At 59.5% G+C, this 25,896-nt stretch carries 29 protein-coding genes and 1 pseudogene; 23 read left to right on the top strand and 7 right to left on the bottom strand.

Annotation, left to right across the window (positions count from 1 at the left end; translation table 11 throughout):
* Positions 1–11 precede the first annotated feature (11 nt).
* Positions 12–1,046 carry a type IVa pilus ATPase TapT gene (gene tapT, locus CK910_RS08745; RefSeq protein ID WP_042063177.1) on the bottom strand — a complete coding sequence of 345 codons (1,035 nt, stop codon included), beginning with the start codon at positions 1,044–1,046 and terminating at the stop codon, positions 12–14.
* 39 nt (positions 1,047–1,085) lie between these two features.
* Between tapT and CK910_RS08750 the strand changes: the two genes are divergently transcribed.
* The 5 genes from CK910_RS08750 to CK910_RS08770 all read left to right on the top strand — a co-directional run bounded on the left by CK910_RS08750 (position 1,086) and on the right by CK910_RS08770 (position 4,019).
* Positions 1,086–1,787, top strand: a complete 702-nt coding sequence (locus CK910_RS08750; RefSeq protein WP_098982296.1) for a YggS family pyridoxal phosphate-dependent enzyme — start codon at positions 1,086–1,088, stop codon at positions 1,785–1,787.
* Between the two features lie 90 nt (positions 1,788–1,877).
* Positions 1,878–2,702 carry a pyrroline-5-carboxylate reductase gene (proC, locus tag CK910_RS08755; protein ID WP_098982299.1) on the top strand — a complete coding sequence of 275 codons (825 nt, stop codon included), beginning with the start codon at positions 1,878–1,880 and terminating at the stop codon, positions 2,700–2,702.
* 28 nt (positions 2,703–2,730) lie between these two features.
* Positions 2,731–3,282 (top strand): YggT family protein, encoded by a 552-nt coding sequence (locus CK910_RS08760; protein ID WP_043142388.1) that lies wholly within the window; start codon positions 2,731–2,733, stop codon positions 3,280–3,282.
* On the top strand, positions 3,282–3,581 hold the full coding sequence (gene yggU / locus CK910_RS08765) for a DUF167 family protein YggU (RefSeq protein ID WP_043554521.1): 300 nt from the start codon (positions 3,282–3,284) through the stop codon (positions 3,579–3,581). Before CK910_RS08760 ends, yggU begins: the two co-directional genes overlap by 1 nt.
* Positions 3,582–3,599: 18 nt before the next feature.
* Entirely contained in the window at positions 3,600–4,019 is a 420-nt protein-coding gene (locus tag CK910_RS08770) for a DUF4426 domain-containing protein (protein WP_098982302.1), read from the top strand.
* 69 nt (positions 4,020–4,088) lie between these two features.
* Here the strand turns inward: CK910_RS08770 and CK910_RS08775 are convergent, their stop codons facing one another.
* A complete protein-coding gene (locus CK910_RS08775; protein ID WP_098982304.1) occupies positions 4,089–4,388 on the bottom strand; it encodes a hypothetical protein in 300 nt (99 codons plus the stop codon).
* Positions 4,389–4,500: 112 nt separating this feature from the next.
* A complete protein-coding gene (locus CK910_RS08780; protein WP_043554523.1) occupies positions 4,501–6,105 on the bottom strand; it encodes a peptide ABC transporter substrate-binding protein in 1,605 nt (534 codons plus the stop codon).
* A gap of 181 nt (positions 6,106–6,286) precedes the next feature.
* On the opposite strand from CK910_RS08780, the gene CK910_RS08785 reads away from it, so the two are divergent.
* Positions 6,287–6,994, top strand: a complete 708-nt coding sequence (locus CK910_RS08785) for a ParB-like protein (protein ID WP_098982306.1) — start codon at positions 6,287–6,289, stop codon at positions 6,992–6,994.
* 55 nt (positions 6,995–7,049) lie between these two features.
* Here CK910_RS08785 and CK910_RS08790 read toward each other — a convergent pair whose 3' ends face one another.
* Positions 7,050–7,712, bottom strand: coding sequence for a CatB-related O-acetyltransferase (locus tag CK910_RS08790; protein WP_098982309.1), 663 nt, complete (start codon positions 7,710–7,712; stop codon positions 7,050–7,052).
* A 301-nt stretch (positions 7,713–8,013) separates the two neighbouring features.
* Between CK910_RS08790 and CK910_RS08795 the strand changes: the two genes are divergently transcribed.
* Entirely contained in the window at positions 8,014–8,442 is a 429-nt protein-coding gene (locus CK910_RS08795) for a DUF2753 family protein (protein WP_098982311.1), read from the top strand.
* Positions 8,443–8,445: 3 nt separating this feature from the next.
* On the opposite strand, the gene CK910_RS08800 is transcribed toward CK910_RS08795, so the two are convergent.
* On the bottom strand, positions 8,446–9,195 hold the full coding sequence (locus CK910_RS08800) for an enoyl-CoA hydratase-related protein (protein WP_172955274.1): 750 nt from the start codon (positions 9,193–9,195) through the stop codon (positions 8,446–8,448).
* 89 nt (positions 9,196–9,284) lie between these two features.
* Between CK910_RS08800 and CK910_RS08805 the strand changes: the two genes are divergently transcribed.
* The 3 genes from CK910_RS08805 to CK910_RS08815 all read left to right on the top strand — a co-directional run bounded on the left by CK910_RS08805 (position 9,285) and on the right by CK910_RS08815 (position 11,159).
* The gene (locus tag CK910_RS08805) at positions 9,285–9,725 is read left to right on the top strand and encodes a copper chaperone PCu(A)C (protein WP_098982317.1); all 441 of its coding nucleotides are present in this window, start codon (positions 9,285–9,287) and stop codon (positions 9,723–9,725) included.
* A 92-nt stretch (positions 9,726–9,817) separates the two neighbouring features.
* On the top strand, positions 9,818–10,447 hold the full coding sequence (locus CK910_RS08810) for a TIGR04219 family outer membrane beta-barrel protein (RefSeq protein WP_042865656.1): 630 nt from the start codon (positions 9,818–9,820) through the stop codon (positions 10,445–10,447).
* A 31-nt stretch (positions 10,448–10,478) separates the two neighbouring features.
* Positions 10,479–11,159 (top strand): SDR family oxidoreductase, encoded by a 681-nt coding sequence (locus CK910_RS08815; protein ID WP_098982319.1) that lies wholly within the window; start codon positions 10,479–10,481, stop codon positions 11,157–11,159.
* A 95-nt stretch (positions 11,160–11,254) separates the two neighbouring features.
* Here CK910_RS08815 and CK910_RS08820 read toward each other — a convergent pair whose 3' ends face one another.
* Together CK910_RS08820 and CK910_RS08825 are read right to left on the bottom strand one after the other, a co-directional pair.
* Positions 11,255–12,979, bottom strand: a complete 1,725-nt coding sequence (locus tag CK910_RS08820; protein WP_098982322.1) for a proline--tRNA ligase — start codon at positions 12,977–12,979, stop codon at positions 11,255–11,257.
* Positions 12,980–13,115: 136 nt separating this feature from the next.
* Positions 13,116–15,125 (bottom strand): methyl-accepting chemotaxis protein, encoded by a 2,010-nt coding sequence (locus tag CK910_RS08825; RefSeq protein WP_098982325.1) that lies wholly within the window; start codon positions 15,123–15,125, stop codon positions 13,116–13,118.
* A 239-nt stretch (positions 15,126–15,364) separates the two neighbouring features.
* Between CK910_RS08825 and ruvA the strand changes: the two genes are divergently transcribed.
* From ruvA to pal, 13 genes and pseudogenes are all read left to right on the top strand, one after another.
* Positions 15,365–15,979 (top strand): Holliday junction branch migration protein RuvA, encoded by a 615-nt coding sequence (gene ruvA, locus CK910_RS08830; protein WP_043142349.1) that lies wholly within the window; start codon positions 15,365–15,367, stop codon positions 15,977–15,979.
* 8 nt (positions 15,980–15,987) lie between these two features.
* Entirely contained in the window at positions 15,988–16,998 is a 1,011-nt protein-coding gene (gene ruvB, locus CK910_RS08835; protein ID WP_042865606.1) for a Holliday junction branch migration DNA helicase RuvB, read from the top strand.
* A 440-nt stretch (positions 16,999–17,438) separates the two neighbouring features.
* Complete coding sequence (locus CK910_RS23660) at positions 17,439–17,585, top strand: hypothetical protein (RefSeq protein ID WP_157774604.1); 147 nt, start codon at positions 17,439–17,441, stop codon at positions 17,583–17,585.
* A gap of 349 nt (positions 17,586–17,934) precedes the next feature.
* Positions 17,935–19,491, top strand: coding sequence for a cytochrome ubiquinol oxidase subunit I (gene cydA / locus CK910_RS08840; protein WP_042865605.1), 1,557 nt, complete (start codon positions 17,935–17,937; stop codon positions 19,489–19,491).
* Positions 19,492–19,503: 12 nt separating this feature from the next.
* Positions 19,504–20,640, top strand: coding sequence for a cytochrome d ubiquinol oxidase subunit II (cydB, locus tag CK910_RS08845; protein WP_098982327.1), 1,137 nt, complete (start codon positions 19,504–19,506; stop codon positions 20,638–20,640).
* Between the two features lie 14 nt (positions 20,641–20,654).
* A complete protein-coding gene (cydX, locus tag CK910_RS08850) occupies positions 20,655–20,771 on the top strand; it encodes a cytochrome bd-I oxidase subunit CydX (protein ID WP_043142346.1) in 117 nt (38 codons plus the stop codon).
* On the top strand, positions 20,758–21,069 hold the full coding sequence (locus CK910_RS08855) for a cyd operon YbgE family protein (RefSeq protein ID WP_043554536.1): 312 nt from the start codon (positions 20,758–20,760) through the stop codon (positions 21,067–21,069). The genes cydX and CK910_RS08855 overlap by 14 nt, the downstream gene beginning before the upstream one ends.
* A 105-nt stretch (positions 21,070–21,174) precedes the next feature.
* Entirely contained in the window at positions 21,175–21,582 is a 408-nt protein-coding gene (gene ybgC / locus CK910_RS08860) for a tol-pal system-associated acyl-CoA thioesterase (protein ID WP_043554537.1), read from the top strand.
* Entirely contained in the window at positions 21,572–22,261 is a 690-nt protein-coding gene (tolQ, locus tag CK910_RS08865; RefSeq protein ID WP_043554539.1) for a protein TolQ, read from the top strand. Before ybgC ends, tolQ begins: the two co-directional genes overlap by 11 nt.
* Positions 22,261–22,706 (top strand): annotated as a pseudogene (gene tolR / locus CK910_RS08870) (protein TolR). Before tolQ ends, tolR begins: the two are co-directional and overlap by 1 nt.
* A 5-nt stretch (positions 22,707–22,711) precedes the next feature.
* The gene (tolA, locus tag CK910_RS08875) at positions 22,712–23,878 is read left to right on the top strand and encodes a cell envelope integrity protein TolA (protein WP_043554540.1); all 1,167 of its coding nucleotides are present in this window, start codon (positions 22,712–22,714) and stop codon (positions 23,876–23,878) included.
* Between the two features lie 82 nt (positions 23,879–23,960).
* Complete coding sequence (gene tolB, locus CK910_RS08880; RefSeq protein ID WP_042865600.1) at positions 23,961–25,286, top strand: Tol-Pal system beta propeller repeat protein TolB; 1,326 nt, start codon at positions 23,961–23,963, stop codon at positions 25,284–25,286.
* A gap of 49 nt (positions 25,287–25,335) precedes the next feature.
* On the top strand, positions 25,336–25,860 hold the full coding sequence (gene pal / locus CK910_RS08885; protein ID WP_098982329.1) for a peptidoglycan-associated lipoprotein Pal: 525 nt from the start codon (positions 25,336–25,338) through the stop codon (positions 25,858–25,860).
* The last annotated feature ends 36 nt before the right edge of the window (positions 25,861–25,896 follow it).

A 25,896-nucleotide genomic window follows, 5' to 3' on the forward strand; every position in this document is an offset into this window, starting at 1 on the left:
ATTCGTTGTGCTTAAACGCTATTGGGGTCGACCGCCTTGGCCTTGGCATCCAGGGAGGCCACCACGCCACGGCTGACCAGCTGCTTGAGGCTCTGATCCATGGTCTGCATGCCGTGGGTCATCCCGGTCTGGATCACCGAGTAGAGCTGGGCGATCTTGTCTTCCCGGATGAGGTTGCGCACCGCGGGTATGCCCATCATGATCTCGTGCGCCGCCACCCGGCCACCGCCGATCCGCTTGAGCAGGGTCTGGGAGATGACCGCCCGCAGCGATTCGGAGAGCATGGATCGCACCATGTCTTTTTCCGCGCCGGGGAAGACGTCGATGATACGGTCTATGGTCTTGGCCGCCGACGAGGTGTGCAGGGTGCCAAACACCAGGTGGCCCGTCTCGGCCGCCGTCATGGCCAGGCGTATGGTCTCGAGGTCACGCATCTCGCCTACCAGTATGATGTCAGGATCTTCCCGCAGTGCCGAGCGCAGGGCGTTACTGAAGCTCTTGGTATCCCTGTGTACTTCCCGCTGGTTCACCAGGCAGCGCTTGTTCTCGTGCACGAATTCGATGGGGTCTTCGATGGTGAGTATGTGGTGGTGGAAGTTCTCGTTGATGTAGTTGACCATGGCCGCCAAGGTGGTCGATTTGCCCGAGCCGGTCGGCCCTGTCACCAGCACCAGGCCGCGGGGGTATTCGGAGATCTTGCGAAAGATCTCGGGGGCATCGAGATCTTCCAAACTCAGCACTGTGCTGGGGATGGTACGAAACACGGCGCCCGAACCGCGCGCCTGCTGGAAGGCGTTGACCCGGAAACGGGCCAGGTTGGGCACCTCGAACGAGAAATCGACCTCGAAGTTTTCCTCCAGCTCCTTGCGCTGGTGGTCGTTCATGATGTCGTAAATGAGGGCATGCACTTCCCTGTGTTCCAGGGCGGGCAAATTGATCTTGCGAACCTCGCCATCAACCCGGATCATCGGGGGAACCCCGGCCGAGAGGTGTAGATCCGAGGCTTTATGCTTTACACTGAAAGCCAATAACTCTGTGATATCCATAGATTTGTCATTCTCCCATCACAAGATCACTAACGAAATATGAGCCAGATTGCCCAGCACCTGCTTCAGGTAAAGGAGCGTATTGTACAAGCCGCGAGCCAGTCGGGTCGTTGTGTCGATCACATCCACCTGCTTGCGGTCAGTAAAACCAAGCCACTTGAGGCCATTTGCGAGGCCTATGCTGCCGGCCAGCGCCGCTTCGGTGAGTCCTATGCCCAGGAAGCGGCCACCAAGATAGATATACTGCGCGAGCGGGCCCTCTGTGCAGACATAGAGTGGCACTTTATCGGCCCGCTGCAATCGAACAAGTCCAGGCTGGTGGCCGAACGGTTCGACTGGGTACAGAGCGTGGACAGAGACAAGCTGATCGAGCGCCTCAACAACCAGCGTCCTGCCGGGTTGGCGCCGCTAAATGTCTGTCTGCAAATCAATATTAGCGGAGAGAGCAGCAAATCCGGAACGTCGGAGCAAGAGATTTTCCGGCTGGCCGAGCTGGTCTCCCGCAGCGAACGGCTGGTATTGCGGGGGCTGATGGCCATCCCGGAACATACCAGTGATGAGGCGGTATTGGCCGCCCAGATGGTGCGCATGCAGACTCTGTTCACCGAGCTTGCGCGACAATACCCGAGTGTCGATACCCTCTCGATGGGCATGACAGAGGATCTTGAGCTGGCGATCACCCATGGCAGCACCATGGTGCGGGTCGGTACCGCCATCTTCGGTGCCCGTGACTATTCATAAGCAAGACCACCTGATGCAATATGGAACCCTCGCCTTCATCGGCGCAGGCCGTGCCGGTATCAGCAGCTATTTCAGCAACAGGAGTGTTTGATGCAGCAAAGAATCCTCGCCTTTATCGGCGCAGGCAACATGAGCCGCAGTATCATTGCCGGCCTGATCCAGGCGGGTTATCCGGCCGAGCGTATCATAGCCGCCAATCCCAGCCGTCCCAAACTGGACGCGCTGGCGAGCGACTACGGCATCCGCATCACCCAGCAGAATGCCGAAGCGGCTCGCGAGGCTGACGTCATAGTGCTGGCGGTCAAGCCCCAGTTGATGGCCGGCATGCTGACTGCGCTGGTCGATGAGCTGGGGTCGCTGGCGGGCAAGCTGCTCATCTCCATCGCCGCCGGCATCAAGGTGGCACGCCTTGGCGAGATGGCGGGCGGTCACGCTCGCATCATCCGCACCATGCCCAACACCCCCTCCTTGCTGGGATTGGGCATGACAGGCCTCTATGCCCCCCCCGGGGTCGAGCAGGCCGATCGCGACTTCGCCGAGCAGATGATGCAGGCCGTGGGCAAGACCCTCTGGGTGGCGCAGGAGTCTGACATCAACGGCGTCATCGCCGCGGCGGGCAGTGCCCCGGCTTACTTCTTCCTGTTCATGCAGGCGATAGCCGAGGAGGCGCAGGCCATGGGCTTCTCGCCCGAGCAGGCGCGCCTGCTGGTGCAGCAGACCGCCCTTGGCGCCGCTGCCATGGTGGAGCAGAATCCCGATTTGTCGCTGCAAACCCTGCGCGAGCAGGTGACCAGCAAGGGAGGCACGACCGCCGAGGCCATCAAGACATTCCAGGCGCAGGGGCTGATGCCGCTGACCGCTCACGCCATGCAGGCGGCCGTCGCACGGGCCGCCGAGATGGAAACTCTTTTCTGAACACTCTTCTCTTACCGCTGGAGCTCAGATGAACACAGCTTATTTTCTGATTAACACGATTTTTGATATCTACCTCATGGTGGTGCTGCTGCGCGTCTGGCTGCAGTGGGCCCGCGCCGACTTCTACAACCCCATGAGCCAGATGGTGGTCAAGGTGACCAATCCGCTGGTGATACCGCTGCGCCGGGTCATTCCGGGCTTCGGCGGGCTGGACATGGCCTCGGTGCTGCTGGCGCTGATCATCGCCTTCGCCAAGCTGGCGCTGCTCAAGAGCATGAACGTGCTGCTGGCCGACTGGCTCACCCTCAGCCTGTTTGCCGCCCTGACCGTGCTGAAGAAAGCGGGCTCCATGATCTTCTGGGTGCTGCTGGTTCGCGCCATCCTGAGCTGGGTCAGCCAGGGTCGCAATCCCATCGAATACGTGATGCACCAGCTGACCGAGCCCTTCCTGGCCCCCATTCGTCGCATCCTGCCGGCACTGGGCGGGCTGGATCTCTCCGTGCTGGTCGCCTTTATCGGGCTGCAGGCCATAAACTATCTGTTGGGTGATCTGTTCGGCCAGCTGTGGTGGATGATTTGATGCCAGCCGTCCTGCGGGAAGGGGATGAGCTGATATTGCATCTGATGATCCAGCCCAAGGCGAGCCGGGATCAGATCGTCGGACTGCACGGTGAGGAAGTGAAAGTGGCCATCACGGCGCCGCCCGTGGATGGCCAGGCCAACAGCCACTTGATCAAGTATCTGGCCAAGCAGTTCAAGGTGGCCAAGGGGCAGGTTCGCATAGTGCGCGGGGAGCTGGGGCGGCACAAGACGGTTGCCATCGAGGCGCCCAGGCAGATCCCTGCCGAGATCAGTGCCCTGCTGGAGACTCAGGGTTAACACGAGAAGGATGACACCATGAAAACAGCCTGGATAAGCTGCCTGTTGGCACTGCTGATGACCTTGCCGCTGCGGGCGGAACAGATGAAGGAGCTGGGCCCCTGGCAGGTGCACTACAGCGCCTTCAACTCCAGCTTCCTCACCCCGGACGTGGCCAAGGCCTACGGTCTGGAGCGCAGTCGCTACAACGGCATCATCAATATCGCCGTACAGAACAAGCAGGGCGTGGCGCAGGCGGTGGGTATCACGGGTGAGGCCAAGAACCTCACCGGCACCCTGCGTAGCCTGACCTTCCAGGAGGTCAGGGAGGGGGATGCTATCTACTATCTGGCGGTGCTGCCCTATCGCAACGAGGATACCTACCAGTTCACCCTGAAGATCATGGGGGAGGGGCAGCAACAGACGCTCACCTTCCAGCAGACCTTCTATGTCGACTGAGGCTGTTGCCCTGCTTGCCGAATGAAGAAGCCCCGAACTCAGGTTCGGGGCTTTTTTCATGGGGTGGCGTCAGCTGGCCGGGGCGAAGTCGTGGATCTCGCCCGAGCGCGGGGTGAAGCGAGGATCCTGATCCTGGTTGTGCTCCACCCACTCCATGGCCTGGCAGAAGCTCTCCTGCCTGGCAAACTCGTCGCGCACCTGATCTATGGCCCGCTCGGCGCTGCGCCGTTCCATCTTGCTCGCCTTGCGATCGCTGAACTGTTTTTGCTGGGCCAGCATCCAGTCCGTGAATGCCTGACGGCACTGCGCCTCGCTGGCCGCCTGGGCGGGCAGTGTCATCAACAGGGCGATCATCAATACATAGCGCATAACAAACCGACGACGATAGGGTGGGGACAGGGTGAAAGGGCGGCATTTTAGGCCGAAAACATGAGCATGAACAGAGGGAAAGCGGGGCCGGCATGGCCGGCCCCGGGCATGATCAGTGCTTGATGAGGTAGAGCTGGCGGCTATAGGCCACGTCTTCCGGGTTGTTGATGGGGTAGCCCTTGAGCCAGGGCTTGATCAGCCGGGCGTTGGTGTATTGATAGATGGGGGCGATCGGCGCCTCATCCTGCAATATGGTTTCGGCTTGGTCGAACAGCCGGGCCCGCTCGCGGGGATCCTGGCTGCTGGCCGCCTTGGTCAGCAGGGCATCGTAGCCGGCGTTGGCGAAGCGGGCCATGTTGCCGCTGTGGTGGGAGCCCCACAGACCGAGGAAGGCGGAGGGGTCGTTGTAATCGGCCACCCAGGAGGAGCGGATCACCTCGAACTGGCCGCTCTGGCGGCTGTCGAGATAGGTTTTCCACTCCTGATTGGTGAGCTCGACCTGGGCGCCCAGTTTCTGCTTCCAGAGGTTGGCGATGGCCAGCGCCATCTTCTTGTGAATTTCCGCCGTGTTGTAGAGCAGAGTCAGTTTGAGTGGCTTGCCCGGGCCGTAACCGGCCTCCTTGAGCAGCGCCTTGGCCTTCTCATCCAGCGCCTGCTGGCTGCTGCTGGAGAGCAGGTTGGCCTTGGGCTCGAAACCGGCCACCACGTCCGGGGTGAAGTGATAGGCGGGTTTCTCGCCCGTGCCCAGCACCTTGGCGGCGATGAGGCCGCGGTCGATGGTGTAGGAGAGCGCCTTGCGCACCCGCACATCGTTCAGCGGCGGCTGTTGGGTGTTGAAGGCGTAGTAATAGGTGCCGAGTTGATCCGGGGTATGGACCTCACCCGGGATCTGCTGCATCAGCTTGTGATACTGCTCCTTGGGGAAAGACTCGGTGATGTGCAGATCCCCTGCCAGGTAGCGGTTGGTGGCGGCGGTTTCCTGGTTGATGGGCACGAAGGTGACCTTGGTCAGCACTGTATGGGCGCGATCCCAGTAATAGGGGTTGGGAGTCAGCTCCAGCTTCTCGTTCACCACCCGGTGGCTCAGCACGAAGGCGCCGTTGCCGACCAGCTTGCCGGGCTGGGTCCACTGGTTGCCATATTGCTCCATGCTGGCCTGATGCAGCGGTGACAGGCTGGGGTGGGTCAGCAGGCTCAGGAAATAGGGCACTGGCTGGGAGAGGGTCACCTGCAGCGTGTGCTCGTCGAGCGCCTTGACCCCAAGCTCGCTGGGGGCCAGCTTGCCGGCCACTATCTCGTCCACCTTGTCGAAGCGGGCCAGCTGGGCAAACCAGGCGAAGGTCGCGGCCTCTTTCGGATCAACCAGTTTGCGCCAGCCGTAGACGAAGTCGGCGGCCTTGACCTTGTCACCGTTGGACCAGCGCGCATCCGGTCGCAGATGGAAGGTAAACTGCTGATTGTCCTTGTTGTCCCAGCTGGCGGCGACGCCTGGCAGCACCTTGCCGTCCGGCCCCTGGGTCAGCAGCCCCTCGTAGAGATCCCGCAATACCTGCAGTTCGGGCAGGCCGACCAGTTTGAGCGGGCTCAGGCTCGCCGGTTCATCTTTCAGATGACGTACGACGGCCTGTTCGGCAGCGAGTTGAGTGCCGGGCGGAACATCGGCGGCCTGGACACAGGCACAGCCCAGCAGGGCCAGCAAGGGACTCCATCCTTTCATGGTTGATCCTTCAAATAGTGTGAAGCGGGGAGAAAACTCGGCGAGAAATGATCGCCGGCAGACGGGAAATCATGATATCCCGTTTGCTGGTCAGACCGCCAGTATGAGTCCCGTGATTTCAGGGACGCGATGGAACCTTAGTTGACCCGCGGATCCGTTGTCAGGGGGAGAGGAGTGAACGATGAGAATATGGATCCTGTTGGCCCTGTCCATCAGTCAGGGCGCCTGGGCGCTGGCGCCTTGTGAGCGTGGGAGTCCGGTCGGCAGCTGGTGTGAGGTGAACATAGATCAGCTGCACCCGACCCAGGGCGGAGTCGGCCAGATCCAGGTCGACAATACCCAGGCGGAGCTTGCAGGGAAAAGTACGAAGCAACTCGACAAGTTGATGAAAAAGAAAGAGATCCCCATCGTCATTGCCCCCGATGGCGGCTACTGGCTGGTGGACAGGCATCACCTCACCAAGGCGCTGTGGCAGGCGGGGGTGAAGCAGGCCAGGGTCAAGGTGATCGGCCGCCTGCAGGACAAGTCCAGCTTCTGGAGCCAGATGCAGGGCAATCACTGGGCCTGGCTCAAGGACGAGAAGGGGCTGCCGCTGACCCCTGAGCAGTTGCCCGCCCATATCGGCGAGCTGCCGGATTACCCCTACCGGACCGTGGCGGGCTTGCTGCAGGATGCGGGCTATGTCGACAAGCGGGATCAGGTCTATTTCGTCGAGTTCGCCTGGGCCAGCTGGCTTGGCCAGCAGATGGACTGGTTGCCGATCGACGGCGCCAATCTGGCGGATCGTCTCTATCAGGCCAAGCGGCTGGCATGCAGCAGCAAGGCGGGGGATCTGCCCGGCTATCCCGGCAAGCAGTGCCGGGTCAATCAGTCGCGCAGTGGCAGCTGAGCAAGCGCCAAACCAGTCACCGGAGCGAGGTGCCAGGCCCCCCGCTCCGGTGTCGTCACGCCTGCTCGGCCGGTTGCCAGCGGGCGGCGGCTTGTTCCAACAAGGCCACCTCGCCTTGCTGGATCAGCGGCAGCAGGGCTTGTACCTGTTCATCGGGCCAGTCCCACCAGGCGAGCGCCCGTAGCCGGGCAATCTCGTCCGAGCCAAAGCGCTGGCGGATCACCCTGGCTGGCGTGCCTGCCACCATGCAGTAGGCCGGCACGTCCCGCGTCACCAGGCTGCGGGCGGCGATAATGGCGCCATCCCCGATAGTCACGCCCGGCATTATCATGGCGTCCATTCCTATCCAGACATCGTTGCCGATACGGGTATCGCCGGCGGGGCGGTAGCTGCGCTTGAGGGCAGCCAGATCGGCAAACGGATAGGTGCTGATGAAGGCCGGGTTGTGGGTGTGGTTGCCCCCCATGATGATCTTCACGCCAGCGGCGATTTGCACATAGTCACCTATGTGGAGCCTGTCTATGTGCCAGAGCGGCTCCCAGCCGGTCTCCGGGCTGCGGCTAACGCTGTCGCCATAGAGGTAGCGCACGGCCTCTTGCTCGAACAGGCCGTCCCAGGCCCCCGAGTAGTAGCTGTGCCGCCCCTTGAGGCAGATGTTGGGATTGGTCACCGTCAGATGCAGGTATTCGACCTGCGACCAGTGTTGGCAGGGTGTCATGGCTGTGTTCCTCGTTGAATGGACAGGATGAATGGCGCGAGGAGCGCAGCTAATAGATCCAGACCAGCAGGCGGGGCACGCACAGGGTCGAGCAGCCCAGATCCTGGGGTAAGCGGGGTCGCAACATGAAGGCGGTGTCCTGACGGTGGAGGCCAGATGATGGACCCGGATGGTAAGGCATGAGGAGGGCTATGCCAACCCGGCGAGGCTTTTCTGGTTAAAACCTGCACAAAACATCGGGTTGATATTCATTCTCGACTGGGCATGATAAGTATCCCACCCATAGACTAGGGAGATCGTCATGACGAATCATGTCTGGCAGCGCTACATGCTGGAGGCCGAAAACGCATTGGGGGCCGGGGCGCTCGGCACCGCCATCTGCCTCTATCAGCAGGCCCTTGCCGAAGTGTACGAACTGGCCGATGCAGATCTGGACGAACTGGCCAGCATGCGGGTGGCCACCTGCCATCGGCTTGCCGACTTCTGGCGCGCCATGGAAGAGCCCGCTTATGAGCTGCGCTACCTCAAGCTCGCCTCCGAGCTGGTGACTGCGCTGGTGCCCCAGTGCCCGAACCTGGGGTGTGAAGCCCTCATCAGTGAGCTGGGTTGCTGCCGGGCGGCGCTCATCTCCTTCCTCAAGCGTCACCCCAATCCCGAGATCGCCAAATTGATCCAGCTGCAGGACAAGATGCAGGGCTGCGAGCTGATCGGCCGTTTTCGCCTCAACTGAGGATCAGCCTCTGGGCTTGAGCCTTTGCGCGATCCGCTGCTGCGCCTCTTCCCCCTGCAGGGCGAGGGAGAAGGCGCGCGCCTCCAGATCGATGACGAAGTGCACCGCCTGTTTGAGCTCCTGCTTGAGCAGGGCCTTGCTCTTCTGTAGCGCCTTGGGCGGTTTGGCCGCCAGTTTCAAACCCTGCTCACGGGCCAGTGCCAGCAGCGCATCGGCGGCCACCACCCGGTTGGCGAGGCCCAGACGCAGCGCCTCACCGGCATCGATGGCCTCGGCCAGCAGCAACAGCTCCGCCGCCTTCAGATGGCCCACGGCGCGGGGCAGCAGCAGACTGGAGGCAAACTCCGGCACTAGCCCCAGCTCGACGAACGGCAGTTGCAGCCGGGCGTTGTCCGCCAGATAGACAAGATCGCAGTGCAGCAGCAGTGTGGTGCCTATGCCGACGGCGGGGCCAGCGACCGCGGCTATGACGGGTTTGGGAAAATCCGCCAGGGTGTGCAGGAACTGCAAAATGGGATCGTCCGCCTCCAGCGTGTTCTTGCCCATAAAGTCGGCCAGATCATTGCCGGCGGTGAAGCAATCGCTTTGACCCTGTATCAGCAACACATGCACGGCGTCATCTTGTGTCGCTTGGCGTAGTGCTGCGGTGAGGGCGAGATACATCTCGGTATTGAGGGCGTTGCGCTTGTCGGGGCGATTGAGGGTCAGGGTGAGCAAGCCATACTGCTGCTCGGCAACGATAATGGGGTCCATGTCTAAATCCTTGTTATCACAGGCTGTCAAAAGCTTACTGCTGCGGTAATCTTCACGGCGTTTAACAACATCATAAAAGGATTTCAACCATGTTTAAACGTGCGTTTTATTCCCTGCTGGCCCTGGGTCTGGCGGCGCCTGCTCTGGCCAAGGTCGAGGCCGTCGATGGCTATGTGCGCCTGCTGCCACCCGGCTCTCCCAATACAGCCGCCTTTCTGGTGCTCAAAAATGACGCAGACACGCCGGTGAAGCTGGTCGCCGCCGCCTCGCCCGAGGTGGGTCGGGCCGAGCTGCACACCCATCTGCACGAGAACGGGGTCATGAAGATGCGCCAGGTCGAGAGCATAGAAGTGCCGGCAAAAGGGGAAGTGGCGCTCAAACCCGGCAGTTTCCACATCATGCTGTTCGAGGTGCGCGAGCTGTCCCAGGGCTCGCCCTTCCCGCTGACCCTGACCATGGATGACGGTCAGACGCTGAAATTGAGCCTGCCAGTGAAGCCAATTGAACCCATGGCAGGCATGCAGCACTGACATTAATGGACGCTTGTTCAGTTTTTTACACTGTGTATTCCCGTCGCACTGGGTAAAATGATGGCCTTTCCAGTCCATAAGAGAGTGACATGATGAAGAAGACCTTGATTGCCGGTTGTGTGCTGGCCCTGTTCAGCCAGGCTGCCATGGCTGCTGATGACTGGCGTATCGCTGCCGGTACCGATGTATGGAACGCGCAGGGCAGCGGCCAGATCAACGGTGTCGGGGCCAACGGCAGCTATGACGAGAACTACAACTGGAGCGGCTACCTGCAACTGGAGCACGGCATCATTCTGCTGCCCAACGCCAAGTTCGAGATGTCCGATTTCGGTACCAGCGGCGGCGCCCTCAACAACGATCTGATGGCCTACGACCTGAGCCTCTACTATCGCCTGTTCAACAACGACCTGTTCCAGATCGACCTGGGTCTGACCGGTCGTCGTTACGATGGCGATTTCAACACCCAGCACTACTCCTATGACAAGGATGTGCTGATGGCTTACACGGGTGCCGAAGTGCGCATCCCGGGTACCGGCTTTGCCGCCTTCGGCGATGCCCGCGTGCAGGATGCCGACAACTATGACTACCGTCTGGGTGGCTCCTACAAGTTCGCTTCCGTCCCCCTCAAGGTGCGTGCCGGCTGGCGTGATGCGAGCATGGACTTCGACCGCGTTGATCAGCGGGTTGATGGCTGGTTCATCGGCGGCGAATTCACTTTCTAATCTGACTGTCAGCTGACGACGAGGAGCGGTAATGGGCCACATCATAGTGACGGGGGCGGGATCCGGTCTGGGTCGCGCCCTGACCATAGGTCTGGTTGAACGCGGCCATCGGGTATCCATGATGGGGCGTCGTTATCAGAAGTTGCAGGAACAAGAAGATCTGCTCGGCAAGGCGGTGATCGGCATAGCCGCCGATCTGGCGCACCACGAGGAAGTGGACGTGGCGTTTGCTGCCGCGGTGGAGTGGGGCGGCTTGCCCGAGCTGGTGCTGCACTGCGCCGGGGTGGGTGAGTTCGGCCCGGTCGGTGTCTACACCGCCGAGCAGATCCGCCGGGTGGTGGAGAGCAACCTCATCTCCACCATTCTGGTGGCCCAGCAGACGGTGCGCCTCATCGGCGAAAAAGGCGGCGTGCTGGCCAACGTGCTCTCCTCCGCCGCTCAGGTGGGCAAGGCCAACGAGAGCCTCTACTGCGCCTCCAAGTGGGGCATGCGGGGCTTTCTGGAGTCCTTGCGCGCCGAGCTCAAGAGCTCGCCCCTGCGGCTGGTCAACCTCTATCCGAGCGGGATCCGCAGCGAATTCTGGGACAACTCGGATCACGTCGACCCGAGCGGCTTCATGACCCCGGAAGATGCGGCGGCCTACATGCTGGATGCGCTGGAGGCCAGAAGCAGCTGCCATGTGACCGATCTCTTTATCGGTCGCAATGGCTGAGGCAGAGCCCTGCCATCCGCTTCCTCTCGTCAGGTACAGCAGAAACAAAAAGCGCGCCATCAGGCGCGCTTTTTTATGTTGGCAAGGGGGCGGAATTAACGACCCAGCTTGGCCTTGAGCATGGCAACGATCTCGCCGATCGCCACTTCCTGCTTCTCGCCGGAGCGGCGGCACTTGTACTCCACCACGCCGTTGTCCAGACCGCGATCGCCGATGACGATGGCGTGCGGCACACCCAGCAGCTCCATGTCGGCGAACATCACGCCCGGGCGCTCTTTGCGGTCATCGAACAGCACGTCTACACCGGCGGCCTTCAGCTCGGCGTAGAACTGCTGTGCCTGCTCGGCCACGCGCTCGGATTTGTGCATGTTCATCGGCACTATGGCCACTTCGAACGGGGCTATGGCGTCCGGCCAGATGATGCCGTACTGGTCGTTGTTCTGCTCGATGGCCGCGGCCACCAGACGGGAAACCCCGATACCGTAGCAACCCATCTCCATGGTGACGGACTTGCCGCCCTCGTTCAGCACGCTCGCCTTCATGGCTTCGGAGTACTTGGTACCGAGCTGGAAGATGTGGCCCACTTCGATGCCGCGCTTGAGCAGCAGCTTGCCCTGGCCGCACGGGCTGGGGTCGCCTTCTACCACGTTGCGCAGATCGGCCACTTCGTAAGTGGCGATGTCGCGATCCCAGTTGGCACCTGTCAGGTGGAAGCCGGTCTCGTTGGCGCCACAGACGAAGTCTGCCAGATGAGCGGCGCTGCGATCGGCGATGATGCGACCGGCAAAGCCGACCGGGCCGATGGAGCCGGCATCACAACCGGCGGCAGCCTTGATCTGCTCCTCGTTGGCGAAGGTCAGCGGGTTGGCGACACCCGGCAGTTTCTCGGCCTTGATCTCGTTCAGTTCGTGGTCGCCACGCAGCACCAGGGCCACGACGGCCTGGTTGCCGTGCTCGTCCGCCTCGGCCAGCACCAGCAGGGTCTTGGCGATGGCGGTCGGCGCCACGCTCAGGAAGGCGGCCACTTCGTCTATGGTGTGAACGGCCGGGGTGGCGACCTTGGTCAGAGCCTTGGTCGCGGCGGCGCGCTCACCGGCCGGTGCCAGCGCTTCGGCCATTTCTATGTTGGCGGCGTAGTCGGAGGTGTCGGAGAAGGCGATCAAGTCTTCACCGCTCTCGGCCAGCACCTGGAATTCGTGGGAGCCGGTACCGCCGATGGAGCCGGTATCGGCCTGTACCGGACGGAAGTTCAGCCCCATGCGGGTGAAGGCGGCGCAGTAGGCGGCGTGCATCCGCTCGTAGGTCTCGATCAGCGAGGCCTTGTCGATGTGGAAGGAGTAGGCGTCCTTCATCAGGAACTCGCGACCGCGCATCACGCCGAAACGGGGGCGGACCTCGTCGCGGAACTTGGTCTGGATCTGATAGAGGTTGAGCGGCAGCTGTTTGTAGCTGTTCACTTCATAACGGATCAGGGAGGTGATCACCTCTTCGTGGGTCGGGCCCAGCACGAAGGGACGGTTGTGGCGGTCGGTCAGGCGGCACAGCTCGGGACCGTAGTCATCCCAGCGGCCGGACTCCTGCCACAGCTCGGCGGGTTGTACCACCGGCATGGAGACTTCGATGGCACCAGCATTGTTCATCTCTTCGCGAACAATGTTCTCGATCTTTTTCAGTACCCGCAGGCCGGACGGCAGCCAGGCATACATGCCTGAGGCCAGTTTACGGATCATGCCGGCGCGCAGCATCAGCTGATGGCTGACGACTTCGGCGTCGGACGGGGTTTCCTTGAGAGTGGAAAGCAGATATTGGCTGGTACGCATCGCTCGTGACCTTAGATAAGACGGGCCGCGGGGCCCTGGATAAATTCAAGAGCGGAATTTTAACAGGGAGGGCCCTGCGGCCCAAGGGCTAAATTTAGCGCAGCGGGAGAAAGCGGGGGCCGGGCCCCCGCCCGTGTCAGACCCGAAATTGCGACAGCAGTCGTTGTTGCAGCAGGCTGGCTTGATGGAGGGAGGAGGCGAGTTGCAGGCACTCCTGCGCCTCCTGCTCACCTGTCTGGGCCTGCAGGCTGATGCCGGAAACCTTGTCCGAGGTGTGGCTCAGGGTGTGGGAGAGCTGGCCGGTGGCATCCGCCACCTGCTGCACCATGTCGGCCAGATGGTCGATGGCTTCTTCCACCTTGAACAGGATCTGCTTGGTGTTGTCGGAATCCTGCATGCCCGATTCCACGGTTTTCAGGTTGCGCTGCATCATCAGATAGGCTTTCTCGGTCTGTTGCTGAATGTTGTTGATCACCTCGGTTATTTCGGCGCTGGAGGAGGCGGTACGGTTGGCCAGGGTGCGCACCTCGTCGGCCACCACGGCAAAGCCCCGGCCCATCTCGCCGGCCCTAGCCGCCTCGATGGCGGCGTTGAGCGCCAGCAGGTTGGTCTGCTCCGAGATGCTGCTGATGGTGGAGATGATCTGGCCAATCTGGCTCGCCTGCTCCTTGAGGGCGTTGATGGCGTTGGCGCACTCGCCCACCTCCACCACGACCCGCTGCATGCCGTTGCTGGCGGAGGTCACGTACTGACTGCTCTCGGCGGTGAGCTGGCGTACCTCGTTGGCGTTTTGCGCCGCCAGGCTGCAGTTGTCCGAGATGGAGGTGGCGACCTGCACCATCTGCTCGCTGTCGTGGTGCAGTGCCTGGGCATGCTCGGCGGTCTGGCGACTGCTCTGGCTGATGGCCTCGACCCGGTTGACCGAGGTGTGCACGTGGTCGCTGATGTGCTGGTTGTTGTCCATGGTGGAGCTGATCATCTTCTGCAGCTTCTCGATGAAGCGATCCACGCTGCCCGCCAGCGAGCCTATCTCATCGTCCCGCTTGAGATTGATCCGCGCGTTGAGATCGCCCTCACCGGCGGCTATGTCCTGCATACGCTGATTAACCTGCAACAGGGGCCTGACTATGGTGCGAACCAGCCAGAAACCGCAGAGCGCGACGATCAGCAGGCTCAGCACCAGACCCCCCAGGATCAGGTTTTTGGTATGACCGATGATGGTATTGAGCTGGTTTACCTGATCCTCGACAGTGGCATCCCCCTTGGCCTCGACTTCGACCAGTACCTGCTTGAGCTGTTCGGCACTGCTCTCGTATCGCGCCAGCTGGCTCTGGTAATCGGTCAGGGCTGCAATCCACTGACTCATCAGCCGCTGATCGTCGGCCTGCAGGGCCCGGTATTGCTCTGCCAGCGACTGGCCGGCGAACTCCCCCTCACCCGGGATATCGAACAGCCCCGTGGCCAGCATGCCGTCGACCGCCTCCTGATAGAAGCGGGTCGCCTCCTTCAACTCGGCCTGGATGGCGGGAGTCGGGCCCTCGCTCTGCATCTTCTCCAGCGCATAGAGTTGGCGCAGGAAGCCGATGTTGGCTTCCATGCCGCCGTCGGCCGCTTGCCAGCGGGTGGCCAGACCGCCATTCCAGCTGATGGCCTGATCCGGCGACTGGGTGAGGCTCTCGACAGCGCCATCGCCGACCACTTCCAGCTGGGTGGAGAGGCGGGACATGCGTTCCGAACTGGCGCGCAGCGCCTGATCGACGCCGGTATAGGTGCGATAGAGCGCCAGCAGCTTGTCCTGCTGTTGCTGATAATCCTGCTGGCGCTGGTTCATGGTGCTGATCGCCGTCTCGTCGATGAGCCTGCCTTCACCCACCCGGCGCAGGGCATCTGTGGTGGCCGCTCTGGCCCGTTGCAGCTCGGGCTCGTCGAGGGGCATGCCTCTGAGCATTTTCTGGATATAGAGCGACTGGTTGCCCAGCTCTATGGATCCCTCCATGGCGCCATCGGCGGTCTGCCAGGCGGCTCCCAATACATAGGAGAGCAGATCGGCCAGCCGCTGGCTGCCATACCAGCCGATGGCCCCCATGCCCAGCGTGCAGCCGAGCAGGATCGTCAGTCCCAGATTCGATGTAGTGACAATTTTCATGATGCAGGACCTTCCTTGGTTCCGAACAAACCCAATTCAGTGTTCTCTCAATGGCAAACATTCGCCATTCCCGGTGGAAAATAAAGTTACTGCTCAGATCCGATCCAAGCATGGCTCCGAAAGCGCCAGAGTGCCGAGAATCCTCTGCCGTACTCCGCCGCCCTATGCTGGATACTTATCCAGTTATTCTTTATGCTATGACCCAATTTACAGATAGATGGTTTGGCGAGGAGAGAGCCGTGATTGGTCGCTTGAGAGGCGTAGTCATTGAGAAACAACCCCCCGAGGTGCTGCTGGAAGTCGGGGGCGTGGGCTATGAGGTACAGATGCCCATGAGCTGCTTCTATGATCTGCCCGAGATCGGCAAGGAAGCGACCATTCACATCCACTTCGTGGTGCGTGAGGATGCCCAGCTGCTGTATGGATTCAACCACAAGCAGGAGCGGGCGCTGTTTCGCGAGTTGATCAAGACCAACGGCGTCGGCCCCAAGCTGGCGCTGGCCATCCTCTCCGGCATGACGGCCACCCAGTTCGTGCTGAGTGTCGAGCGCGAGGAGATAAGCTCCCTGGTCAAATTGCCTGGCGTGGGCAAGAAGACAGCCGAGCGGCTGGTGGTGGAGATGAAGGACAGGCTCAAGGGCTGGGTCAGCCACGATCTCTTCTCGCCGGCCGAGATCAGCCTGCCGGCCAAGGAGAGCCGGCTGCGAGCACCCGATGCGAGCGAAGAGGCGGCCAGCGCGCTGGTGGCTCTGGGCTACAAGCCGCAGCAGGCCAGCCAGATCGTCAGCAAGATAGCCATCGATGGGATGTCGGTGGAAGATATCATCCGTGAATCCCTGCGTAGTCTGGTGTGAGGTAGGCAATGATTGAAGCGGACCGTCTCATCTCCGCCACCGGCGTGCGTGAGGATGAGATCATCGATCGGGCCATACGGCCAAAGATGCTGGCCGATTACACAGGTCAGGATCCCGTCTGCGAGCAGATGGAGATCTTCATCGAGGCGGCGCGCCAGCGTGGCGAGGCACTCGATCACCTGCTGATCTTCGGCCCGCCGGGTCTGGGCAAGACCACGCTCGCGAACATAGTGGCCAACGAGATGGGGGTCAACATCAAGACCACCTCGGGCCCTGTGCTGGAAAAGGCCGGCGATCTGGCGGCACTGCTCACCAATCTCGAACCCAATGACGTGCTGTTTATCGACGAGATCCACCGGCTGAGCCCTGTGGTGGAGGAGGTGCTCTATCCGGCGATGGAGGATTACCAGCTCGACATCATGATAGGGGAGGGCCCCGCCGCCCGATCCATCAAGCTCGATTTGCCTCCCTTTACCCTGATAGGCGCCACTACCCGGGCCGGCTCTCTGACCAGCCCGCTGCGGGATCGTTTCGGCATAGTGCAGCGGCTGGAGTTCTACAACGTCAAGGATCTGACCGACATCGTCTCCCGCAGCGCCCGTTGCCTGGGGCTGGAGATGACCAGTGACGGCGCCCTGGAATTGGCCCGTCGTTCCCGCGGTACCCCGCGGATTGCCAACCGTCTGTTGCGTCGCGTGCGCGACTTTGCCCAGGTCAAGTCTGATGGCCGGATAGACGGACCCATAGCGGCCCGAGCTATGGACATGCTGGACGTGGACAATGAAGGTTTCGACTTCATGGACCGCAAGCTATTGTTGGCTGTGATAGACAAGTTTCTGGGGGGCCCTGTGGGTCTCGATAACCTGGCGGCTGCCATAGGTGAAGAGAAAGACACTATCGAGGATGTGCTGGAGCCCTATCTGATCCAGCAGGGCTATCTGCAACGTACACCCAGAGGGCGGATGGCGACACCGAGAGCGTATGCGCATTTTGGCTTGCAACGGCCAGATGAAAGGTGAAAACAGCTGTTTGAACAAAAAACCGCCATCAAGGGCGGTTTTTTGTTATCCGGGCAAAAAAAAAGCCCACGGCGGATGCGGTGGGCAAAGACAATTCAGGATGGATGTTCACAGACAGTGAGTGCGTCTGGACACAGACCGGAAAAAAACAGAGGAGCCGTCGCGAGGCCTCAGAGTCGGTTCATTTGATAGAGCTGAACGAACGAAAGCTTGTAGTAACGGATGGTTTTAGCAACAAACTTTTTCATCTTAAATTCCAATAGACAGGTTCGAAATGTTCATCGAATACGTACCGGGAACCCAGATTGACCGGCCTGTATCCAAGGGTATGCCCTCACTGCGAGGCGCATTGTAGGAGCTCTGTCGGACTCGGACAAACAAGAAAAATTACCTATATCAGATTAGATTAACTAATCATTTATCTGGATTGTCGAATTAGCATGAACATGCGTTTTTACTGGTTTTTAATTGGATTTACCGGCGGGCAGCCAAGGGCGGGAAAACATTATGAAAATCCGCTTGAACATTGTTTTTTAACAGAAGCGTCACTTATTGGTGATGATATTAAATTTGATTTAAATCAATGATTTGCGATTTAGTGTTTTTTGTGACGCAGCTCTCCAAATTAAATGGAACGCGACGTGAAAATGCCTTTGAAAGGCATGTATTGATGATGGTTTTACATTGATTTCAATCAAATAAAGGTGATATAAAACATCGGTCATTATGGGCGGGAATAAAGCAAGTCTGATTGTTTTGTAATTGTTAAACATTAGCTTTTTTTGTTCCTGTGTATTGCCTTGTTGTTAATGCTGGTAGCAATCGAATCCGGTCGCCAGTGCAAACTGGAGCGTGACCGATAATTCGGGGACTTCCAACGGAAGCTTTGTCCTTAAAACTTAAAATAGCCGTGCCAATAATCGGTGAGGAAACATCATGATTGCTGAGCATGTGGTAGACCTATCGCGGTTCCAATTCGCTGCGACGGCCCTTTATCACTTCCTGTTTGTACCCCTGACGCTCGGAATGGCCTTCATTCTGGCGATCATGGAATCTGTCTATGTGATGACCAACAACCCTGTCTACCGGGACATGACCAAGTTCTGGGGCAAGTTGTTTGGTATCAACTTCGCCCTCGGGGTTACCACAGGGCTGACCATGGAGTTTCAGTTCGGTACCAACTGGGCCTATTACTCCCACTATGTAGGCGATATCTTCGGGGCCCCGCTGGCCATCGAAGGCTTGATGGCCTTCTTCCTGGAATCCACCTTCGTCGGCATGTTCTTCTTTGGTTGGGATCGCCTGACCAAGCGTCAACATCTGGCTTCGACCTGGTTGATGGCGCTGGGGACCAACCTCTCCGCCCTCTGGATCCTGGTGGCCAACGGCTGGATGCAGAACCCGGTCGGTGCCGAGTTCAACTTCGAGTCCATGCGGATGGAGATGGTGAGCTTCGCCGAACTGGTGTTCAACCCGGTTGCTCAGGTCAAGTTCGTCCACACGGTCGCGGCCGGCTATACCACGGGCGCCATGTTCGTGCTGGGCATCTCCTCCTATTACCTGCTGAAGAATCGTGATGTGGCCTTCGCCCGTCGCTCTTTCGCCATCGCAGCGGCCTTCGGTATGGCCTCCATCCTCTCCGTGCTGATCCTCGGTGACGAGTCCGGCTACGAGACGGGTGAAGTGCAGAAGGTGAAACTGGCGGCCATCGAGGCCGAGTGGAACACAGAACCGGCTCCGGCATCCTTTACCCTGTTCGGTATCCCGAACCAGGAAGAGATGCGCACCGATTACGCCATCAAGATCCCGTACGCGCTCGGCATCATCGCCACCCGTTCCCTGGATGGCCAGGTGACCGGCCTCAAGGATCTGAAGAGCGAGCATGAGCTGCGCGTGCGCAACGGCATGACCGCCTACGACCTGCTGACCAAGCTGCAATCCGGCGACAAGTCCGACGATACCCGTGCCCGCTTCGATGAAGTGAAGCAGGATCTGGGCTACGGTCTGCTGCTCAAGCGCTACACCAACAACGTGACCGACGCGACCGATGAACAGATCAAGGCCGCCGTGGATGACTCCATCCCGCAGGTTGCACCGCTGTTCTTCGCCTTCCGCATCATGGTTGCCTGCGGCATGCTGATGCTGCTGCTGATCGGCCTGGCCTTCTATGACAGCACTCGCCACAAGATCGGTGAGCGCAAATGGCTGCTCAAGGCGCTGCTGTGGGGTATCCCGCTGCCCTGGATCGCCATCGAGTGTGGCTGGTTCGTCGCGGAATATGGCCGTCAGCCCTGGACCATAGCCGAAGTGCTGCCGACCTCGGTCTCTGCATCCAACGTGCCTGCGTCCGAGATCTGGTTCTCCCTGATCGGGATCTGCCTGTTCTACACGGTGCTGCTCATCATAGAGATGTACCTGATGTTCAAGTATGCGCGTCTGGGCCCAAGCAGCCTGAAGACGGGCAAGTACCACTTCGAACAGAGCAAGGCATAAGGAGAGTAACCCATGTTTGATTACGAAATGTTGCGTCTGGTCTGGTGGGTGCTGGTCGGTGTCTTGCTGATCGGTTTCGCCATCACCGACGGTTTCGATATGGGGGTGGGCGCACTGCTCCCCTTTGTCGGCAAGAAGGATGTGGAGCGTCGGGTGATGCTCAACACCATGGGCCCGCACTGGGAAGGCAACCAGGTATGGCTGGTCACGGCGGGCGGAGCCCTGTTCGCGGCCTGGCCCATAGTGTATGCGGCGGCCTTTTCCGGCTTCTACATCGCCATGATCCTGACTCTGATGGCGCTGTTCTTCCGTCCGGTCGGCTTCAAGTACCGTTCCCTGCGTGAAGACGCCAAGTGGCGTACCAACTGGGATTGGGCCCTGTTCATCGGCAGCGCCGTTCCCCCCGTCATCTTCGGGGTCGCCTTTGGCAACCTGCTGCAGGGTGTACCGTTCAGCTTCAACCAGTTCCTGATGCTGACCTATCACGGCAACTTCTTCGGCCTGCTCAATCCGTTCGGTCTGCTGGCCGGTCTGGTGAGCCTGTTCATGATTGTGACCCAGGGCGCTACCTGGCTGATGATGAAGACCGAGGGCGAGGTGCTGGCTCGTTCCCGTACCGCCGCCATGATCTTCTCCCTGCTGACGCTGGTCACCTTCGCGCTGGCCGGTGTCTGGGTCAGTGGCATGGACGGTTATGTGGTGGTCAGCGGTGCCGCGACCGATGCCGTGACCAACCCCCTGCACAAGGAAGTCGTGGTGCAGGCCGGTGCCTGGATGCAGAACTACAGCCTCTATAGCTGGATGATGATCGCTCCCGCGCTGGGTCTGGCGATGTGCGTGCTGACGGCTGCCGCGGCCAAGATTGGCAAGGGCTGGCTGGCATTCCTCTGCTCCTCCCTGGCCATTGCGGGCATCATATTGACGGCGGGCTTCTCCATGTTCCCCTTCATCATGCCGTCCAGCCTGGAGCCATCGCAGAGTCTGACCATGTGGGATGCCACAGCCTCCTTCAACACCCTCAAGGTGATGACAGTGGTCGCGGCCATCTTTGTCCCGACTGTGCTGGGTTACACCATCTGGACCTACATCAAGATGTTTGGCCGGGTGAGCAACAAGCACATCGAAGACAACCAACAATCGCTCTACTAAGAAGGTGCCCTGATATGTGGTATTTCACCTGGATCCTGGGTCTGCTGCTGGCTTGTGCGTTTGGCATCATCAATGCGCTCTGGCTGGAACACACCGAGAACATGGATCGCAAGATCGATGAAAACAAGTGATCGACTCGCCCGGTTGGCGGCTCCTCTGGAGCGCCAACCCTGGCAGGGGTTGATACTGGTAGCGGCGGCCCTGTTGGCCGTCGCTATTTTGCAGGCCCCCAACCTGGTGGCCGCCAACACCAGTGAGCATGGCCTCTGGCTCGCTCCCTGGCTGATGTGGGCGGTCTGTTGCGGCGTGATGCACGGGCTGGGATTCCATCCCCGCAGCCTCATCGGTCGCGTACTGTTTTGCCCCTGGCTCGCCTGGCCCAGTTTGTTATATGGGCTCTGGTTGACTCAAGGCTATTTCCTTTCATAAAAAACGGGGGGAGGCAGGATTTCCCTGCCTCCCCCTGCTTCTTTCCTATTCAGCCCTGCGCTATGATAGCCCCCCATCTGACTGTCGAATGGATCACAGATTGTTATGGGGGAAGTCTCTGAGTTTCCGGTGCGTGTCTACTACGAAGACACGGACGCCGGGGGCATCGTCTACAACGCCAATTATCTCAAGTTTATGGAACGTGCTCGCACCGAGTTTCTGCGCGCTGGTGGCATCGAACAGGATGTCCTGCTGCGTGACGGACACGCGTTTGTGGTGAGTCGAACAGAGATCGATTTCCGCTCGGCGGCCCGTTTTAATGAGCTTTTGACTGTGTTAACGCAAGTGACTGAAGTGAAACGCGCCTCCATGCGCTTCTCACAACGGATACTGGCGGCTGATGGACGACTGATCACCCAGGCCATGGTACAGATAGCCTGTGTCAGTCATCCGCATATGAAACCTGTTGCAATACCTGAAAATGTGAAGGGAGTGCTGTTAAGTGCACGCTGAAATTTCGTTTATTGGCCTGTTTTGGCAAGCCAGCCTGTTGGTAAAACTGGTCATGATGACCCTGATGGGTATGTCGGTCGTCTCCTGGGCGCTGATCATACAGCGCTCCAAGGTCATCAAGGCGGCCAATATCGCATCGGAGCAGTTTGAGGACAGATTCTGGTCCGGGGTCGATCTGAACCGTCTCTACCAGGAGTCCTCTTCCCGCCGCGATGACATCGAAGGCATGGAAGACATCTTCTATTCCGGCTTCAAGGAGTATGCCCGCCTGCTCAAGGCCGGCGCTCGTGGCCAGGATGCGGTGATGGACGGTACCTATCGTGCCATGCGGGTATCACTTTCCCGTGCGGTGGACGAGCTGGAATCCAACCTGCCTGTGCTGGCGACCGTCGGCTCCATCAGCCCCTATATCGGTCTGTTTGGTACCGTATGGGGCATCATGAACGCCTTTATCGCCCTGGGTCAGGTGCAGCAGGCCACCCTGCAGATGGTGGCACCGGGTATCGCGGAGGCGCTTATCGCCACCGCCATGGGTCTGTTTGCGGCCATTCCCGCGGTTATTTTCTACAACCGGTTTACCAACAAGGTAGAGAAGCTGGAGAACGCCTACGCCAACTTCATGGACGAGTTCACCACCATACTGAACCGTCAGATTGCACAGCAGCAGGGTGATCAGTAATGCAAACCTATCAGCGGATCCGGCGCAAGAAGGTGTGCGAGATCAACGTGGTTCCCTATATCGACGTCATGCTGGTGCTGCTTATCATCTTCATGGCGGTGACGCCCGTGATCACGCAAGGGGTCAAGGTTGACCTGCCGCAGGCGGAATCCGAGCAGTTGCCGGAAGATGCCAAGCCCCCTTCATCGTCAGCGTCAACACCGAAGGCGAGTACGTCATCAAGGCCGGTGAGGCCGATGATGAGCCTGTGCCGAGCGGCACGCCCGAGGCGATGCAGCAATACATCACCGAGAAAGCCATGGGCTATCTGGCCATCAACCAGAATGCCCCCGTGGTGGTGGCCGGTGACAAGTCCGTGCGCTACGAAGAGGTGATCCTGCTGATGGTGGCCCTCAAGAATGCGGGCGTGCCTCAGGTTGGCCTGATGACAGATCCGGTGAACTGACGGAGATGGACGTGAAGCGTGGTATTTCCGGTTATCTCATCGCGTCGCTGCTGCTGCACCTGATCATCGGCATCATTTTGCTGGTCGGGGTCGACTTCAGCAAACCGAAGCGGCCCGAGTCGAAGGGGCAGATCGTCAATGCCGTCATGCTCGACGAGAACTTCCTCAACGAGCAGGCCAAGCAGATCCAGCAGCAGAAATCTCAGCCCAAGCCTCAGAAGGTAGAGAAAGAGAAGGACAAGGAAGACACGGATATCGCCAAGCGTGAGCTGGCCCAGCAGCAGGAGCGGCTACGCATCGCCGAAACCAAGCGCAAGGAAGCCGAAGAGGCGACCCGCAAGGCAGAGGCCGAGAAGCAGAAGAAGGTAGCCGAGCAGAAGCAGGCGGAAGAGAAGGCCCAGAAAGCCGAGCAAGCCCGCAAGCTGGAAGAGCAGAAGACTAAGCAGGCGGAATCTGAGCGCAAGGCAGCAGAAGCCGAGAGCAAGGCGCTGGCGCTGAAGAAGAAAAAGGAACAGGAAGAGAAGAAAGAGGCCGAACAGAAGCAGGCCAAGGCGGAGGCGGCCAAGAAAGCGGAAGCCGACAAGAAGGCCAAGCAGGAGGCTGAGAAGAAAGCCAAGGCCGAGGCGGACAAGAAAGCCAAGGCAGAGGCCGAGAAACAGGCCAAGGCTGAAGCGGACAAGAAAGCCAAGGAGGCCAAGGAAGAGGCTGCCAAGAAGGCAAAAGCTGACGCAGAGAAGAAGGCCAAGGCCGAGGCTGACAAGAAAGCCAAGATAGCGGCGGAGCGCAAGCGCAAGGCGGCCGAGGAGGCCAAGCTGCAAAAAGAGATGGAAGACATGATGCAGCAGCAGCTGTCGGCTGAGGCCAATGCCCGCAGTCAGGCCGCATCGGCGCAGGCGCAGGGCGAGGTCGATAAATATGCCGCCTTGATCAAGGCCACGGTCGAGCGCTACATGATTTTGGATCCCACCATGCGGGGCAAAACATGTACTATCGGCGTACGTCTTGCCAGCACAGGCTTTGTCATATCGGTAGATAACGGCCAGGGTGACCCGGCGGTATGCCGTTCCGGCAAAGCGGCGGTATTGAAGGCGAATCAACTGCCAGTGCCGAAGGATCCTGCGGCATTCGAGATGTTGAAGGAGTTCAACCTCAAGTTAGAACCTAGCATCTAAGCATGATAAAACGGGGTCAGGCAGCGTCTTGCTGAGAAAGGAATTTAACCTCTCATTTTTATTGGAACCGAGTATTTAAGCCATGATCAGAAAAGTATTTTTTGCTTTGGTTGGCTGTTTGTTGCTGGGCCAGAGTGCCCAGGCGGCCTTGGACATCGTCATCACCGGCGGTATTGATAGTGCACGTCCCATCGCCGTCGCCCCCTTCAAGTGGGAAGGGAACGGGCAACTGCCGCAGGACATCGCGGAAGTGGTCTCCAACGATCTGATGCGCAGTGGCAAGTTCAAACCGCTGGCCCGTGGCCAGATGCCGCAGACCCCGAGCTCCAGTGGCGAGATCAACTTCGCGCCCTGGGCGTCCCAAGGGGTTGAGGCCGTGGTGGTGGGTTCCATTTCGGCTGTTGGCGACGGCACTTACAAGATCAACTTCGAGCTGGTCGACGTGCTGAAGGGCCAACTGGCCAAGACCCAGGGCGGCGAGAGCAATGGTTACATCCTGGATAGCCGCATGGCGACCATTCCGGGTGCCCAGATGCGCCAGTTTGCCCACCGCATCTCCGACATCGTCTATGAGCGTCTGACTGGCGAGCGTGGTGCCTTCCTGACCCGTCTGGCCTACGTCTCAGTGCAACAGGGGACCCAGTTCCCATACCAGCTGCGGATCGCCGATTACGACGGTTACAACGAGAAGACCCTGCTGCGCTCCCGCGAGCCGCTGATGTCTCCGGCCTGGTCGCCGGATGGCAGCAAGCTGGCCTACGTGAGCTTCGAGAACCAGAAGTCCGAAATCTATGTGCAGGACATCTACACCCAGCAGCGCAGTCTGATCTCCAGTTTCCGCGGTATCAACGGGGCGCCTGAGTGGTCTCCGGATGGTCGTCGCTTGGCTATCGTGCTCTCCAAAGATGGTTCACCGAACCTCTATGTGATTGATGTTGCAAGCAAGCAGCTGACCAGGGTCACCACCAGCCGTGTTATCGACACAGAACCCTCCTGGATGCCGGACGGGCAAAGTTTGTTGTTCACCTCTGAACGTGGTGGCAAACCCCAGATTTATAGCGTAAATTTGGCGACTGGTATGACTCACCGGATGACGTGGGAAGGTGAATCCAACCAGGGTGCATCCATTACTCCTGATGGCAAAATCATGGTGATGGTGACCCGTGTCCAGGGACAATACCGTATTGCCCGTCAGGACATGGAAAACAATGCCCTGTTGGTCCTTACCCAGAGTGCTCTGGATGAGTCGCCAAGTGTGGCTCCCAATGGCAGCATGATCATTTATGCCACCATCTATCAAGGTCGCAAGAGTCTGGCGTTGGTATCGACCGATGGTCGCTTCAAGGCTGTGCTTCCGACCAGTAGCGGTGAAATTCGTGCACCAGCTTGGTCGCCCTTCTTGAATTGATAAAAATTCGATTGTTTTTTGTTTTGTTATAAAGGTTTAAGGAAATAGCATGCAACTCAATAAACTGCTCAAGGGTTTGGCCATCGCACTGCCACTGTTCACCCTGGCCGCTTGTAGCTCCTCTTCTGATTCCGATGCCGCTGGCGCCGAGTCAGGCATGACCGACGGCATGGGCGGTGTACAAACCGGTGGCTCAAATGGCATGTTGACCCCGGAAGAGCAGATGCGTCAGAAGTTCGAAGCACTGCAACGCGACAACGTGATCTACTTCCCGTTTGATGGTTATGACATTCAGGGTCAGTACGCTGATCTGCTGGATGCACACGCCAGCTACCTGCGTGAGCGTCCGTCCGTCAAGGTGTTGATCGAAGGCCACGCCGATGAGCGCGGTACTCCGGAATACAACATCGCGCTGGGCGAGCGTCGTGCCAAGGCTGTAGCCAAGTATCTGCAAACCCTGGGTGTGCAGGCCGAGCAGCTTTCCATCGTCAGCTATGGCGAAGAGAAGCCGCTGGACATGTCTCATACCGAGGATGCCTTTGCCAAAAACCGCCGTGCGGTTCTGGTTTACTAAGGTTTGATCCGAATGAAGTTCGTGTATATGCAAACG

The sequence above is a fragment of the Aeromonas sp. CA23 genome (assembly GCF_002587065.1).
Lineage (GTDB): Bacteria > Pseudomonadota > Gammaproteobacteria > Enterobacterales > Aeromonadaceae > Aeromonas > Aeromonas bestiarum.